Consider the following 14,953-nt stretch of genomic DNA (forward strand, 5'->3'; position numbering starts at 1 on the left):
CGCGGCGGTCCCAGTCGGTCGCGGGGCGTTCCCACGAACCGAAAGTTAAACCCTTATGGCGTCCGAGCGACTCTCGCGGATTCGCAACTTCTCGATCATTGCGCACATCGACCATGGCAAGTCGACCTTGGCTGATCGCATCATCCAGCGTTGCGAGGGGCTCGAGGAGCGCGAGATGAGCGCGCAGGTACTCGACTCGATGGACATCGAGCGCGAGCGCGGCATCACCATCAAGGCGCAGAGCGTCTCGCTGGACTACCACTCGCGCGACGGCGAGACCTACCGGCTGAACTTCATCGACACCCCGGGGCACGTCGACTTCTCCTACGAGGTATCCCGGTCGCTGGCCGCCTGCGAGGGCGCACTGCTGGTGGTGGACGCCTCCCAGGGCGTGGAGGCCCAGTCGGTGGCCAACTGCTACACCGCGATCGACCTGGGGCTCGAGGTCGTGCCGGTGCTCAACAAGATCGACCTGCCGGCCGCCGAGCCCGACCGGGTCAAGGCCGAGATCGAGGACATCATCGGCATCGAGGCGCAGAACGCCGTGACCTGCTCGGCCAAGACGGGCGAGGGCGTCGAGGAGGTCGTCGAGCGGCTGATCGAGCAGATCCCGCCGCCCGAGGGCAACGAGGACGGCCCGCTCAAGGCGCTGATCGTCGATTCCTGGTTCGACAACTACGTCGGCGTGGTCGCGCTGGTGCGCGTCATCGACGGGGCGATCCGGCCCAAGGCGAAGATCAAGGCCATGGGCACCGGTGACGTGTTCACCGTCGACAAGACCGGGGTGTTCACGCCCAAGACGCTGGCGCGCGACGGCCTGTTCGCCGGCGAGGTGGGCTTCGTCATCGCCGGGATCAAGGACATCGACTCGGCCAAGGTCGGGGATACCTTCACCGACGCCGAGAATCCGGCCGCCGAGGCGCTGCCGGGCTTCAAGGAGATGCAGCCGCGGGTCTTTTCCGGTCTCTACCCGGTCGAGTCCGACCACTACGACGATCTGCGCGAGGCACTGCGCAAGCTGCGCCTGAACGACGCCGCGCTGCACTTCGAGCCGGAAGTATCCACCGCCCTGGGCTTCGGCTTCCGCTGCGGGTTTTTGGGGCTGCTGCACATGGAGATCATCCAGGAGCGGCTCGAGCGCGAGTACGACATCGACCTGATCACGACCGCGCCGACGGTCATCTTCGAGGTCGAGGAGAAGGACGGCACGACCTACCAGATCCACAACCCCTCGCAGCTGCCCGAACCGACGCTGATCAACGAGATCCGCGAGCCGATCATCGAGGCGCATATCCTCTGCCCGCAGGATTTCGTCGGGCCGGTACTGAACCTCTGCATGGAAAAGCGCGGCGTGCAGAAGAACATGCTTTACTCGGGCAACCAGGTCACGCTGATCTTCGATCTGCCGCTGGCCGAGGTGGTGCTCGACTTCTTCGACCGCCTGAAGTCCGTCTCCCGCGGTTATGCTTCCTTCGACTATCACCTCGATCGATTCGAGGCGGCCAAGCTGGTCAAGATGGACATCCTGATCAACGGCGAGGCGGTCGATTCGCTGTCGCTGATCGTCCACCGCGACAAGTCCGAACAGCGCGGTCGCGAGCTGGTGGAGAAGCTCAAGGAACTGATTCCGCAGCAGATGTTCGAAGTGGCGCTGCAGGCGGCCATCGGCGGCAAGATCATCGCCCGAACCAACGTCAAGGCGCTGCGCAAGAACGTGCTGGCCAAGTGTTACGGCGGCGACGTCTCGCGCAAGAAGAAGCTGATCGAGAAGCAGAAGGCCGGCAAGAAGCGCATGAAGAACATCGGCAAGGTCGAGGTGCCGCAGGAGGCCTTCCTCGCCGTGCTGCAGATGGACAACAAGAACAACTGAACGTCGCCGGGCGCGACCCGACTGACCCAACGCGGAGCACGTCGTGGATTTCGAACTTCTCTTGGTGGTGGCCACCGCGGCCAGTGGCCTGATCTGGCTGATCGATCGACTGGTCTTCCGGCCTCGCCGTCGTGCCCGGTTGGCAAACGAGGCGCGCGAGCTCGGTAGCGAGGCGGGCATCGAGACGAAGGGATCGGCGGACCACGAACCGATGCTGGTCGACTACGCCAAGTCGTTCTTCCCGATCCTGCTGGCCGTGCTGGTCATCCGTTCGTTCCTGTTCGAGCCGTTCCGCATTCCCTCCGGTTCGATGATGCCGACGCTCCTGGTGGGCGACTTCATCCTGGTCAACAAGTACAGCTACGGCCTGCGCCTGCCGGTGATCAACACCGAGGTGTTGCCGATCGGTGAGCCGCAGCGCGGCGACGTGACGGTCTTCCGCTACCCCGAGCAGCCCGAGGTCGACTACATCAAGCGCATCGTCGGCTTGCCGGGCGACAAGGTGCGCGTGGACGACCAGCGCCTGTGGATCAACGGTGAAGAGGTGAAGCTGGAGACCACCGGCCGCTACGAGGGTGACGCGAACCTCAAGCACGCCGGGCTGACCACGGGCATAGAGACCCTGCCGGACGGCGGACCGCATCGCGTCCTGATGGACACCGATCGCCGCCTGGGTGCGGCCGAGTGGACGGTGCCCGATGGTCACTATTTCGTCATGGGGGACAACCGCAACCACAGCAACGACAGCCGCTTCTGGGGCTACGTGCCGGAATCGAATCTGGTCGGCAAAGCGGTTATGATCTGGCTGCACTGGAACTGGCAGGACGGTGGGTTCGATGCCGGCCGCATCGGTCGTTCCATCGACACCGATTGACGTCAACCGAAGGAAAGCCCCGCGACTCGTGGGCTAGGCGAGGATAAAGGAAATGGACAAGGGCGTTTCGCAGGAAATGAAGCAGACCGCTGGACGGGGCGTGAGCCGCGGGCGCCAGGGGGGCATGTCGCTGGTCGGGCTGATCATTGCGGCGATCGTCCTGGGCTTCGCCGCCCTGGTGGTAATGCAGATCGTGCCGCTTTACATCGCCGATCAGAAACTCACCACGATCTTCAAGAGCCTCGAGGAAGAATCCGCCGGCAGCCCGGCGGAGATTCGTCGCAAGATCGACAGGCAGCTCGACATCAACGAGATCGACGATCATTTCGATTCCAAGGATTTCGAGATTCGTCCGGTCAGGGGCGGGCACAACGTCGTTTACAACTACGACGGTCGCGCCACCCTGCTGGGCAACCTGTCTCTCGTCGCCGAGTTCAGACATCAGACCCGTGTCCGTAACTAAGAGCAGCAATCCCCTTATCCGAGACCCCGACACGCTGGCCAGGTCGCTGGGGCTGTCCTTCGACAATGCCGATCTGCTCGGCCAGGCGCTGCGGCACCGCTCCTCCGGGCGACTGAACAACGAGCGCCTGGAGTTTCTGGGCGACTCGATCCTAAATCTCGCCATCTCGGACTACCTCTACCGTCACAAGCCGCAGGCCACCGAAGGGGCCTTGTCGCGCCTGCGGGCCTCGGTGGTGCGCGAGGAGACCCTGGCGCGGGTGGCCCGTCGCATCGGGCTGGGCGATTACCTGGTCATGGGCTCGGGCGAGCTCAAGAGCGGCGGGCATCGTCGCGATTCGATTCTCTCCGATGCACTCGAGGCGATCATCGGCGCGCTCTATCTCGACCAGGGATTCGCCCCGGCGCATGACTGGGTGCAGGCGCTGTTCAGGGACGAGCTGGTTTCATTGCCGGATGCCCAGCAGCTCAAGGACGCCAAGACGCAGCTGCAGGAGTATCTGCAGCGTGATCGTCAGCCCCTGCCGGAATACGAGGTGATCGAGCAGACCGGCCAGGCCCACAAGCAGACCTTCGAGGTGGCCTGCCGGGTCAACTTCCAGGGCGAACCGTTCGCCACGCGTGCGAGTGGTTCGTCGCGTCGCCGCGCGGAACAGACCGCCGCACGCCGGATGCTCAAGACGCTGCAAAACCGTGACACCCCAACCTCCCTGTCGGAGAAGCAGACATGACCACCGCCACCCGTTTCGGTCACGTCGCTATCGTGGGGCGGCCCAACGTCGGCAAGTCGACACTGGTCAACCGACTGGTGGGGCAGAAGGTTTCGATCACCGCGCCGAAGCCGCAGACGACCCGTCACCGCATCACCGGCATTATCACCGAGCCGCGTGGTCAGATCGTGCTGATCGACACCCCGGGTTTGCATCAGGGCGGCAAGGACGCACTCAATCGTCAGCTCAACCGCACCGCTCGCAGTGCGCTCGAAGGGGTCGACCTGATCCTGTTCATGGTGCAGGCCGGCCAGTTCGGCACGGAGGACGAGGCCGTGCTCGAGCTGCTGTCGCATGTCGAGGCGCCGGTGGTGCTGGTGGTGAACAAGGTCGACCTGGTCAACGACAAGACCGAGCTGCTGCCGTTTCTCGCCCAGGTGGGAGGGAAGGGCGACTTTGCCGAGATCTACCCGATGAGTGCCCGGCGCCGCCGCGGGCTGGACGGGCTGCTCGATCTGGTGTTCTCCTACCTGCCCGAAGGACCGATCGGATACGACGAGGACCAGGTCACCACCGCGCCGGTGCGTTTCATGGCCGCCGAGATCATCCGTGAGAAGCTGGCCCGTTCGCTGCACGACGAGTTGCCGTACCAGACCACGGTGATGATCGAACGCTTCGAGGAGACCGATCGGCTGGTGACCATCGGCGCCGTGATCTACGTCGCCCGGGCCGGCCAGAAGGGGATCGTGATCGGCAACCGCGGCTCTCGCCTGAAGGTCGTCGGTCAGCAGGCCCGCGAGGCGATCGAACACCTGCTGGAAAAACGCGTCATGCTGGACCTGTGGGTCAAGGTGGCCGACGACTGGGCAGACGACGAGCGGTCGATCGCCGCGCTCGGTTACCAGCTGCCCGAATGAGATCGCCGCGCAGCCGGGTGAGCTGACGCAATGCGCGGTTTCCTGCTCCACGCCCGACCGTTCAAGGAACACGGCCTGCTGCTCGACTGGCTCACCGACGGCCATGGCTGGGTGCGCATGCGGCAAAACGGTGGCCGCCGGGTGAGGAAACGCGGCAGCCAACGCCCGCCCAACTTCGTCTGCCTGGAGATCGAGACGGCCGGGCGGGGTGGTTGGCCGATATTGACAGCGGCCGAGCCGATCGAAGGTCAGCGCTTTCTGCACGGGCAGTCACTGGCCGGCGCCTTCTACCTGCACGAACTGATCCTGCGGGCCCTGCGGCCGGAAGAGCCGGTGCCGGGGCTGTTTCTCGATTACTGGAAGAGTCTCGCCATGCTGGAATCGCCCGACGTGCCGGTCTCCGTGACCGTGCGTCGCTTCGAGCGCCGTCTGCTCGATCACCTCGGTGCCGGGCTCGACTGGTCGCGGTCGTCCGACGGCCGAGCGATCGAGGCGGGAGGTCACTATCGCGTCGGCCTGCAGGGCGACATCGTGCCGGCCGGCGGTACGAACGCGGTGAGCGGTCGCGTGCTGCTGGCGCTACGCCAGGACGAGACGCTCGACGACCCCGAGGACCGGCGCCAGGCCCGCGATCTCATGCAGTCGTTGCTTGCTCCCCACGTCGGGTCCGCGCCGTTTTTGTCGCGTCGGTTGTGGCCCGGTTCGGGGCGGTCGGCACCGGCCGGCGATGCAAGCGGTTAGACTGTCCGACGCACCATTCACGCTCAAACGCCAACCCGGAAGCCGACGACCATGACCAACCGCGTCACCGCCCAGTATCCGCTCCTCGGTCTGAACATCGACCACGTGGCCACCCTGCGACAGGCCCGCGGCACCCGCTATCCGGACCCGGTGACGGCTGCATTGCTCGCCGAGCAGTCGGGCGCCGACAGCATCACGCTGCACCTGCGGGAGGACCGTCGCCACATTCAGGACCGGGACGTGCAGATCCTGCGCGAGCTGCTGCAGACCCGCATGAATCTCGAGATGGCAGCGACCGACGAGATGATCGATCTTGCCTGCCGGATCCGTCCCCATGACGTCTGCCTGGTGCCCGAGCGCCGCGAGGAGTTGACCACCGAGGGGGGGCTGGACGTGGCGGCACAGATCGACCGCATCCACGCCGCCTGCGACCGCATGGCCGAGGCCGGCATCCGGGTCTCGTTGTTCGTCGACGCCGACCCGCGCCAGATCGACGCCGCGGTGGCCTGCGAGGCCCCGGTGATCGAACTGCATACCGGCCACTACGCCGATGCAGCGGACGACCATGCCGCACAGGAGCAGCTCGAGCTGATTCGACAGAGCGCACGTGATGCCGCCGACGTGGGCCTCGCCGTCAACGCCGGGCACGGCCTGCACTACCACAACGTGGCGGCGATCGCCGCGATCGAGCAGATCGAGGAGCTCAACATCGGCCACGCGATCATCGGGCAGGCGGTGTTCTCCGGTCTTCCCGGCGCCGTCCGGGAGATGAAGGAACTCATGCACGCCGCACGTCGCGGGGCGCAGTCCTCGGGCTCATGATCCTCGGCATCGGGACCGACCTGGTCGAGATCGCCCGTATTCGCCGGGCCTGGGAGCGCCATGGTGACCGCCTGGCCGATCGGGTGCTGGGCACCGCGGAGCGCGAGTGCCTGCCCGCGGGAGACCCCTCGGCCTGGCTTGCCAAGCGCTTCGCGACCAAGGAAGCGGTGGCCAAGGCCCTGGGCACCGGCTTTCGCGACGGATTGCGCCTGGCGGACATACAGACCCGGCACGACGGCAACGGTCGGCCGGAGGTCGCGCTCGACGGGGTGGCCGCGATGTCGCTGGAACGGTTGGGCGGGCGGACGGTCTCGCTGTCGGTGACCGACGAGCGGGCCTACGCGCTCGCCTTCGTCGTCATCAGTGACTGATTCTCAAGAGGCGGCCGGGTCGTCGGGCTGCCCTCGGCGGATGGCCTCGAGCAGCTGCTCCTCGAACCGAGCCAGCGCGCCGGGGCGGCAGCCGCGTTCGTCGTGGGGCAGGGGATTGATCAGCTCGTCGATCAGCCGTCCCGGCGCTCCGCCCATCACGACCACCCGATCGCACAGTCGGGCGACTTCCCGCACGTCGTGACTGACGAACACCACGGCGATCCCCCGTTCGAGCACGCGACGACGGACCAGCTCGAGCAGATCGACGGCGGTGAAGTAGTCCAGGCTGGAGAAGGGTTCGTCCATCAGCAGCAGGTCGGGTTCCGCGGCCAGGGCACGCGCGATGCCGACCCGCTGGCGCATGCCCCCGGAGAGCTGTGCCGGGTACTGGCTCGCGGCGTGCGTCAGGCCGACGGAGGCGAGTGTGGCCAGCGCGACCTCCCGGCCCTCCGAAGTCTTGTTCCGCCTCACCAGGGCCACGTTGTCTCGGGCGGTGAGCCAGGGGAGCAGGTGTGGCTCTTGGAATACCATCCCCAGCCTGGCGAACCGCCGGTCGATAAGGCCGGCGGTCGGGGTCTCCCGGTCGGCGACCAGTCGCAGCAGCGTCGATTTGCCGCAGCCGCTCGGTCCGCAGACCCCGAGGATCTCGCCGCGGTGGACCGCCAGGTCGATCCCCTGCACGCCAGCACTACCCTCGAAGTGGCGACAGACGCCGTCGAGGGCGAGCAGGCGTTCGCCCCGGATTCCGTCGAGGGCGGATGGTTGCTGCACGCCGGACTGGAGCGGACAGGCCGGCAGGTCGCAATAGCGATGGTCATTCATGGCGCAGACGCCTTCCGATCAGTGTTCTGGCGGGGTGGACCAGCAGGTACTCGAGGGCGAGACCCAGCAGGATGATCCACAGGATCACCGCGTAGACGTCGTGGATCTCGCCGTAGAGGTAGCTGCCCCACAGGGACGGACCGAGACCGTGACTTGCCGAGAATGCCTCGGCCATGATGATGCCGCGCCAGGCAACCGAGAGTGCTCCTGACGCGGCCCCGGCCAGGGTCAGCGCCAGCGAGGGCAGCAGGATGCGGGTCAGCCGGGTCCAGCCCGACAATCCATAGACATGGGCCATGTCCAGCAGCCCGGCGTCGATCTCGCGCAGGCCGTGGCTGGTGGCGATGACGATCAGTGGCAGGGCCATGCTCACGCCGACCAGGATCGGCGGTCCGGCGCCGAGACCCAGCCAGAGAATGGCCAGCACCAGCCAGGCGATGGTCGGTGCTGCCTCGATAACGACCACCAGAGGGTGAAGCAGCCGTTCGACCACCGCCGAAGAGGCGGACCACAGCCCGAGCAGGGTGCCGCCTACGACGGCGATCAGGAATGCGGCAAGCACGTTGGTCAATGTCAGGGCCGTGTCCTTCCAGATCGCTGCCTCGGAGAGGGCCGAGAGCAGGTGGCTCATCACCGGTCCGGGCCCCGGCAGGATCGAGTCGGGCACCTGGCCGGCAAGCAGCCACCAGCCGATCACCAGGCCGGTCACACCGGCCAGGGGGATCAGCGCGGCCTGCAGGCGGGGGGCGTTCATCGCTGGAACAGGTCTGCCGGGGCGTCGAGTTCGAACACCGAGCGCAGATATGCCCTCACCGTGCGGCGCATCTCGGCATCGGTGCCGGTGTCCCAGCGAACGCGCTCGGCGGCGAGTAGCCCGCGGAAGGTCGATTCCGGAACGGGCATTCGGAAGAACGAGCGATAGCCCGCGGCGGCGATGGCGGCGGCCTCGTCGTGGTTGGCCGGATCCTCGAGCCAGTTGGCGACCTCGTCGAGAGCCGCGACCAGCCGTTGCCTGACCTCGGGGTCGACGTCCGGGTGGGCCTGCCAGAGCGCCCCAAGCGGGATCTCGCCGCCGAGCTGTTCGGCCGGATCAAGCCGGATCTCCCAGCGCTGCTCCCAGTCCTGTGCTTCCTGGCGATCGAGGATCTGGCTGACCAGCGGTTCGGGCGCGGCCACGCCGGCGGGGGCCCGCTTCGGGTCGCGCAGCTGCTCCATCAACACCGTGCCGGCGCCGCCGGTGACGAATTCGGGCCGGATGCCCATGTCGGTCAGCACCTCTGCCGTGACCACGTGGGGCGGCGTGGACGTGCCGGGTGCGACCAGCACGCGCTGACCGTCGAGTTCTTCGAGGTCGTTGTCCTCGACCGGTTGCAGGAGGTAGATCCCCCGCCAGACCCAGGGCGTGACCAGGCTGATATCCCGCAGGCCCCCTGCGTGGAACCGCACGCCCCCGATCAGGTTGAACAGCGCGAAGTCCACCCGACGTGCCTGGATCATCGCTCGCATCGCCGACGGATCCCCGGCCGGGTTGGAGACCAGTTTGAGGTCATCTTCCGGCAGGAACCGTTCCTGCTTCGCCTCGAGCACGAACACCGGCAGGGCGTTGGGATCCGGCGGCAACGACAACCGGATTTCCGCCGCTTGAGAGGGGAGAGCGAATAGCAGTGCCAGGGGCAGGGCCGAAAGGCGAGCCAGTTGGCGCGTGATCGATTCCATCGTGAATCCTCCGAGGGATGTGTCATGCGGATGCGTTACTCAACCGCAATGAGAATAATTCCGACTATGGGTAGATACAAGGGATTTATGAGCGGGGGTTCGCCTCGGTCGGCTCGAACGATCGATCGGCAGGACATGATCGCGGGTGGCTCCCGCATTGCCGGTCCGAAGCGGGCGGACGGGCGCGGGCAGGGCGGACGCCGGTCAGCGAGGCCAAAGCCCGGTTACCGCTCCAACGCCCGAGATTTCACTCCGGTCGCATGTTCGATTCCGGCTGGACGAGGCCGATCGACCCGTTTATTCGGGATTTGTTGCCGAAAATCTGCCATGTTAGGTTGGCGCGCGATCAGTTCCGGTCCGCCGTTATTCGGGACTGGGCGTGATGTACCACGCTAGCAATGGAGGAATTCGCCATGAGATCCACGATTGCAGGTCTTGCCGGTCTTGCGTTCGCCTTGATGGGCCCGCAGGCGATGGCTGCTGACGCCGACGCGGGCAAGTCGAAGTACGACTCGGTCTGTGCCGCCTGCCACGGCGCCAAGGGCGAGGGCTCGGACGTCTATCCGTCTCTGCAGGGCCAGAGCCAGGACGAGGTCGCCGAGGTTCTTGCGCTCTACAAGGCGGGTGACAAGGAGGCGCTGAAGGAAAAGGGACTGGCCGGGGACGACTATGCGCAGATGGCGCCCAATGCCGCCTCCCTCAGCGAGGACGACATGAAGAACCTCGGTGCGTATATCGAGTCTCTGTGATCCGGCTATGATGGTCGTTGTTTCGGACCCGGGCCCTGCCCGGGTCTTTTTGTGCCCGGGCGACCCCGTGGTTTCCCTTCGGAATACCGATGGGAAGTCGCTTGTGTGAGGGGAGCGGATGGGCCGCTATCGAAAGACTTTCCTTCGATGGGACAGGCGGGCAAGCCCCCAAGGCCTTGATGGTGCGATCGAGTCAGCGTAGAATGCGCGCCTTGTTTCTCCTGCCTGACCGTTCCGCATGCGGCAGGCTGCCTTCAATCCACAGGAGTTTTGATCCATGCGTCATTACGAAATCGTCTTCATGGTCCACCCGGACCAGAGCGACCAGGTCCCGGCCATGATCGAGCGCTACCGCGGCATCATCGAAGCCGCGCAGGGCACGGTCCATCGCCTCGAGGACTGGGGTCGCCGCCAGCTGGCCTACCCGATCAAGAAACTGGTCAAGGCGCACTACGTGCTGATGAACGTCGAGACCGACCAGGCTGCCCTTGCCGAACTCGAGGAAGCGTTCAAGTTCAACGACGCCGTCCTGCGTCACATGACCATCCGTTGCGACGAGGCCTACACCGACGCCTCCCCGATGATGCAGGAGCGCGAAGCCGAGCGTCGCCCGCGCCGTCGTGACGATGAAGAGAAGCGCGAAGAGCGTCGTGACGACGACAAGTCAGACGACTCCAGCGAATAAGTTTCAAGAGGTTTGATCCATGGCCCGTTTTTTCCGTCGCAAGCGTTTTTGCCGTTTCACCGCCGAGGGCGTGAAGCACATCGATTACAAGGACATTGACACCCTGCGTCAGTACGTCACCGAGACCGGCAAGATCGTGCCGAGCCGCGTGACCGGTACCAACGCCCGCTATCAGCGTCAGCTGCAGACCGCCATCAAGCGTGCGCGCTTCCTGGCCCTGCTGTCGTACACCGACCGTCACTGATCGCGTCCGTCCCCCGATTCCAGGAGTCAATATCCATGCAAGTCATTCTGTTGAGTAAGGTCGAGAACCTGGGCTCGCTGGGCGACGTGGTTCGCGTCCGCCCGGGTTATGCCCGTAACTTCCTGATCCCGTACGGCAAGGCCAAGCCGGCCACCAAGGCCAACATGGAAGAGTTCGAGGCGCGCCGCGCCGAGCTCGAGAAGAAGGCCGCCGAAGAGCTGGCTGCCGCCCAGGCTCGTGCCGAGAAGATCGGTGAAGAGGCCAGCGTCACCATCCCGGTCAAGGCCGGTTCGGAAGGCAAGCTGTTCGGATCGGTCGGAACCGACGAGATCGCCGCCGCCGTCACCGAGACCTTCGGTGTCGAGATGGAGAAGCGTGAGGTGCGGATGCCGGAGGGCGCCCTGCGTGCCCTGGGCGAGTTCCCGATCCAGCTGCACCTGCACTCGGAAGTCGACGTCGAGATCAACGTCGTCGTTGTTCCCGAACAGTAATCGCGCGATCGATTGCCCAAGGGCCCAGACGGGTCCGTGTTGGTGATCGCGGTGACGACAAGGCCCGCCCTCGCATGAGGCGCGGGCCTTTCTGTTTTCCTCCCGTGTGTCCGGCACTCCAAGCTGTGCTGGTGGGGGCCGGAACCGGCCGGTCTCGTCGTGGTCAATGCCGAGTGCAAGGCGTATCATCTTCCGTCTGATTCGGGTTCGGCCCCGGCCGTCGCGGCCGGGACGAGGTCAAGCCCCTCTGACCAGGCCCCCAGCGCCCTGACACCTTCTGGTACGCGAGATTCATGTCACTTCCGGAATACGACTCCGAAACGCCCAAGCCCCGTCGCAGCGCGAATGCCACCGGGGGTTCGCCGTTGGCACTGCGCGTGCCCCCGCATTCGCAGGAGGCCGAGCAGGCCGTGCTGGGCGGCCTGATGCTCGACCCGCTCGCCTTCGAGCAGGTCGGCGACAAGCTCACCTCGGCGGATTTCTACTTTCACGATCACCGTGTGATCTTCCAGGTGATCGGCGAACTGGCCGAACGGAACCAGCCGTTCGACGCCATGGTGGTCTCCGAACGTCTGAAGACGCTCGAGAAGCTGGACGACATCGGCGGCAACGACTACCTCGCCGCGCTGGTCGATTCCGTGCCGAGTGCGGCCAACATTGCCGCCTACGCCGAGATCATCCGCGAGCACTCGCTGCTGCGCCGCCTGATCGAGGTGGGCACCGAGATCTCGCGCAAGAGCTACCAGACCGAGGGGCAGACGGCCTACGACGTGCTGGAACTGGCCGAAAAGCAGATCTTCGCGATTGCCGACGAGGGCTCGCGCACGCGGCGCGGCTTTCAGAGCATCACGGACCTGTTGACGGTGGCCATGGACCGCATCGCCGAGCTCTACGAGAACAAGGGCGAGATCACGGGCATCAGCACCGGCTTCAGCGATCTCGACGAGATGACCACCGGGCTGCAGAAGGGTGATCTGGTCATCGTCGCCGGGCGTCCCTCGATGGGCAAGACGACGTTCTCGATGAACATTGCCGAGAACGTCGCCCTCTACAGCAAGAAGGCCGTGGCCGTGTTCTCGATGGAGATGCCCGGCGACCAGCTTGCCGTGCGGATGCTCTCCTCGCTGGGCCGCATCGACCAGACCAAGGTCCGTACTGGTCGGCTCGAGGACAGTGACTGGCACCGGATTTCCGGGGCGGTCGGGCAGTTGAGCCAGACGAAGATCTACATCGACGACACGCCGGCACTCTCGCCGTCGGACCTGCGTTCGCGGGCCCGCCGGCTGGCCCGCGAGGAGGATCTCGGCCTGATCGTGGTCGACTACCTGCAGCTGATGCAGGTACCGGGTTCCAAGGAGAACCGCACCACCGAGATCTCGGAGATCTCGCGTTCGCTCAAGGCGGTGGCCAAGGAGCTCGACGTGCCGGTGATCGCGCTCTCCCAGCTGAACCGCTCGCTCGAGCAGCGTCCCAACAAGCGTCCCGTCATGTCGGACCTGCGCGAATCCGGTGCGATCGAGCAGGATGCCGACATCATCATGTTCATCTACCGGGAAGAGGTCTACGAGCCGGATACCGAGAAGAAGGGCATGGCCGAGATCATCATCGGCAAGCAGCGTAATGGTCCGGTGGGGACCGTGCCGATGACCTTCCGCGGCCAGAACACGCGGTTCGAGGATTTCATCAGCCCCGAGAGCGTGCCGGAAGCCTACCGGTGATGCGGCGGGCACGGCTCCTGATCGATGCCGCGGCCATGCGGCACAACCTTGGCGTGGCCCGCGAGGCGGCGGGCGGTCGGTCGGTCTTTGCCGCGGTGAAGGCCGACGGCTACGGCCACGGGCTGTTGACGGCGGCGCGCGCCTTCTCCGCGGCGGGGACCGACGGGTTCGCCGTGGCGACGCCTGGCGAAGGGGTGGCCCTGCGCGAGGCCGGTTTCGCGGAGCGCATCCTGGTGATGCAGGGGGCCTTGCTTCCCGACGAGCTCGAGGTGGCCGCGACGCGTTCGCTCGAGCTGGTCTTCCACGACCCGGCGCAACTCGAACTGCTCGAGCGATACGACGCGACCTTGCCGGTCCGTGGTGTCCGTGCCTGGATCAAGGTGGACACGGGCATGCACCGGGAGGGGCTGATGCCCGAGCGCGTGGCAGCGGCCCGCGAGCGCCTCGAGCGAAGCGCCGCGATCGATGGCCGGATCGGTCTGATGACGCATTTCGCCCGTGCCGACGAGCCGGACCCGGCACCCACGCAACGGCAGATCGCGACATTCAGATCGGTGGCGGCGAACTGGGATGGCGAGACCAGCCTGTGCAACTCGGCCGGGCTGTTGGGGGCACATGCGGCCGCCGGTGACTGGGTGCGCCCCGGCATCATGCTCTACGGCGGCAACCCCTTCATCTTCGGTGAGGCGGCCCAACACCGGCTGCAGGCCGCGATGACCCTGAAGACGGTCCTGGTCGCCGTGCGCGAGGTGCCCAGCGGCGAGCCGATCGGTTACGGCGGGCGCTTCATCGCCCCCGAGACCATGCCGGTGGGGCTGGCCTCGGTCGGTTATGGCGATGGCTACCCGCGCCACGCCCCGGACGGCACGCCGATCCTGGTCAACGGGCGGCGCTGCCAGGTGGTCGGCCGGGTATCGATGGACCTGGTCACCGTGGATCTGCGCGGCGTCGAGGCGCGGGTGGGCGACGAGGTCGAATGCTGGGGCGGCGCCCTTTCCATCGACCAGATAGCCCAGGCGGCCGGGACGATAAGCTACGAGTTGATGTGCCAGGTCAGCGGCCAGTTGCGGGCGGAGGCCACCATTCTCGGCGAATAGACGCGTAGCGCCATCAGCTCTCGTCGCGTTCGCGTCGTTCGAGGGCATCCAGCGTCCGCTCGACCAGCCCGGCCTGGGCATTGACGTGTGTCGCGAGCAGGGTGTGACGATTGCGCTCGCCCTCGACCATGGCGACGAAGGCATGGGCCGTCGAACCATCGACACCCGCTGCCTGGGCCGCCTCGCGCATCTCGTTCAAGGCGGCCAGGGCCTCGCGTTCGCCCCAGGTCGCGGCCAGTATCAGGGCGGCGATCTGCTCGGCGGCGTCGATCTCGGCCTGTTCGACCACGCCTTCCAGCCAATCTGGCTCAGCGATGGCCCGGTCGATGGCAGAGAGTATGAGGCGGTCCTCCTCGTCCAGCGTGGAGCGGGAGGCCTCGGGGATATCGTCGCTCCGGTCGGCCAGCCTTGATTCCAGGATATCGGCGAGCGCCTGCCAGCCGTCTTCCCGGTAGCGCACGATCATCGATCGGGCGGCGATCCGGGCTGTCGTGTCCGGCTGAGGGGAGAGCGCGGTGGTGATCGCCTCGATCAGCTCGAGGTGGGCGGCGGCGACCTGGCTGGAAACGTCTGTCATCTTGGCTACTCTACAGGGCTGGCTGGACCGGACGTGGCTCATCCCAAGGCGGGGACGTTTGCGCCATGCGTCCGGCATGACGACACA

At 66.1% G+C, this 14,953-nt stretch carries 18 protein-coding genes; 14 read left to right on the plus strand and 4 right to left on the minus strand.

Annotated elements, in window-relative coordinates; genetic code table 11:
• Positions 1–55 precede the first annotated feature (55 nt).
• The 8 genes from lepA to acpS are packed head-to-tail and all read left to right on the plus strand — an operon-like array spanning position 56 to position 6,767.
• A complete protein-coding gene (gene lepA / locus ACLFRM_RS00650) occupies positions 56–1,870 on the plus strand; it encodes a translation elongation factor 4 (RefSeq protein ID WP_410753649.1) in 1,815 nt (604 codons plus the stop codon).
• Positions 1,871–1,913: 43 nt separating this feature from the next.
• A complete protein-coding gene (gene lepB, locus ACLFRM_RS00655) occupies positions 1,914–2,744 on the plus strand; it encodes a signal peptidase I (RefSeq protein ID WP_410753650.1) in 831 nt (276 codons plus the stop codon).
• A gap of 52 nt (positions 2,745–2,796) precedes the next feature.
• Positions 2,797–3,207 (plus strand): DUF4845 domain-containing protein, encoded by a 411-nt coding sequence (locus ACLFRM_RS00660; RefSeq protein WP_410753651.1) that lies wholly within the window; start codon positions 2,797–2,799, stop codon positions 3,205–3,207.
• Positions 3,194–3,937 (plus strand): ribonuclease III, encoded by a 744-nt coding sequence (gene rnc, locus ACLFRM_RS00665; RefSeq protein WP_410753653.1) that lies wholly within the window; start codon positions 3,194–3,196, stop codon positions 3,935–3,937. The genes ACLFRM_RS00660 and rnc overlap by 14 nt, the downstream gene beginning before the upstream one ends.
• Complete coding sequence (era, locus tag ACLFRM_RS00670) at positions 3,934–4,833, plus strand: GTPase Era (protein ID WP_410753655.1); 900 nt, start codon at positions 3,934–3,936, stop codon at positions 4,831–4,833. The genes rnc and era overlap by 4 nt, the downstream gene beginning before the upstream one ends.
• 30 nt (positions 4,834–4,863) lie before the next feature.
• Entirely contained in the window at positions 4,864–5,574 is a 711-nt protein-coding gene (gene recO / locus ACLFRM_RS00675; RefSeq protein ID WP_410753656.1) for a DNA repair protein RecO, read from the plus strand.
• 51 nt (positions 5,575–5,625) lie between these two features.
• Entirely contained in the window at positions 5,626–6,396 is a 771-nt protein-coding gene (gene pdxJ, locus ACLFRM_RS00680; RefSeq protein WP_410753657.1) for a pyridoxine 5'-phosphate synthase, read from the plus strand.
• Entirely contained in the window at positions 6,393–6,767 is a 375-nt protein-coding gene (gene acpS, locus ACLFRM_RS00685; protein WP_410753658.1) for a holo-ACP synthase, read from the plus strand. The genes pdxJ and acpS overlap by 4 nt, the downstream gene beginning before the upstream one ends.
• Positions 6,768–6,770: 3 nt before the next feature.
• On the opposite strand, the gene ACLFRM_RS00690 is transcribed toward acpS, so the two are convergent.
• From ACLFRM_RS00690 to ACLFRM_RS00700, 3 genes are read right to left on the minus strand one after another with little or no spacing between them, the layout of a single operon-like run.
• Positions 6,771–7,589 (minus strand): ABC transporter ATP-binding protein, encoded by an 819-nt coding sequence (locus ACLFRM_RS00690; protein WP_410753660.1) that lies wholly within the window; start codon positions 7,587–7,589, stop codon positions 6,771–6,773.
• Positions 7,582–8,343, minus strand: a complete 762-nt coding sequence (locus tag ACLFRM_RS00695; protein ID WP_410753661.1) for an ABC transporter permease — start codon at positions 8,341–8,343, stop codon at positions 7,582–7,584. Before ACLFRM_RS00695 ends, ACLFRM_RS00690 begins: the two co-directional genes overlap by 8 nt.
• Positions 8,340–9,305 (minus strand): hypothetical protein, encoded by a 966-nt coding sequence (locus tag ACLFRM_RS00700; protein WP_410753662.1) that lies wholly within the window; start codon positions 9,303–9,305, stop codon positions 8,340–8,342. Before ACLFRM_RS00700 ends, ACLFRM_RS00695 begins: the two co-directional genes overlap by 4 nt.
• 413 nt (positions 9,306–9,718) lie before the next feature.
• Here ACLFRM_RS00700 and ACLFRM_RS00705 point away from each other — a divergent pair, with 413 nt between their 5' ends.
• From ACLFRM_RS00705 to alr, 6 genes are all read left to right on the plus strand, one after another.
• Entirely contained in the window at positions 9,719–10,054 is a 336-nt protein-coding gene (locus ACLFRM_RS00705; RefSeq protein ID WP_410753664.1) for a c-type cytochrome, read from the plus strand.
• 277 nt (positions 10,055–10,331) lie between these two features.
• Entirely contained in the window at positions 10,332–10,739 is a 408-nt protein-coding gene (rpsF, locus tag ACLFRM_RS00710) for a 30S ribosomal protein S6 (protein ID WP_410753665.1), read from the plus strand.
• Between the two features lie 19 nt (positions 10,740–10,758).
• Positions 10,759–10,983: a 30S ribosomal protein S18 gene (rpsR, locus tag ACLFRM_RS00715; RefSeq protein ID WP_125198602.1), complete on the plus strand. Its 225-nt coding sequence runs from the start codon at positions 10,759–10,761 to the stop codon at positions 10,981–10,983.
• Between the two features lie 35 nt (positions 10,984–11,018).
• Positions 11,019–11,474, plus strand: a complete 456-nt coding sequence (gene rplI / locus ACLFRM_RS00720) for a 50S ribosomal protein L9 (protein WP_410753666.1) — start codon at positions 11,019–11,021, stop codon at positions 11,472–11,474.
• Positions 11,475–11,767: 293 nt separating this feature from the next.
• Positions 11,768–13,192 carry a replicative DNA helicase gene (gene dnaB / locus ACLFRM_RS00725; RefSeq protein ID WP_410753667.1) on the plus strand — a complete coding sequence of 475 codons (1,425 nt, stop codon included), beginning with the start codon at positions 11,768–11,770 and terminating at the stop codon, positions 13,190–13,192.
• Positions 13,192–14,289, plus strand: coding sequence for an alanine racemase (gene alr / locus ACLFRM_RS00730; RefSeq protein WP_410753669.1), 1,098 nt, complete (start codon positions 13,192–13,194; stop codon positions 14,287–14,289). Before dnaB ends, alr begins: the two co-directional genes overlap by 1 nt.
• Before the next feature lie 13 nt (positions 14,290–14,302).
• Here the strand turns inward: alr and ACLFRM_RS00735 are convergent, their stop codons facing one another.
• Positions 14,303–14,866 carry a hypothetical protein gene (locus ACLFRM_RS00735; protein ID WP_410753670.1) on the minus strand — a complete coding sequence of 188 codons (564 nt, stop codon included), beginning with the start codon at positions 14,864–14,866 and terminating at the stop codon, positions 14,303–14,305.
• Between the last annotated feature and the right edge of the window lie 87 nt (positions 14,867–14,953).

The organism is Guyparkeria sp., assembly GCF_046540515.1.
Taxonomy (GTDB): domain Bacteria; phylum Pseudomonadota; class Gammaproteobacteria; order Halothiobacillales; family Halothiobacillaceae; genus Guyparkeria.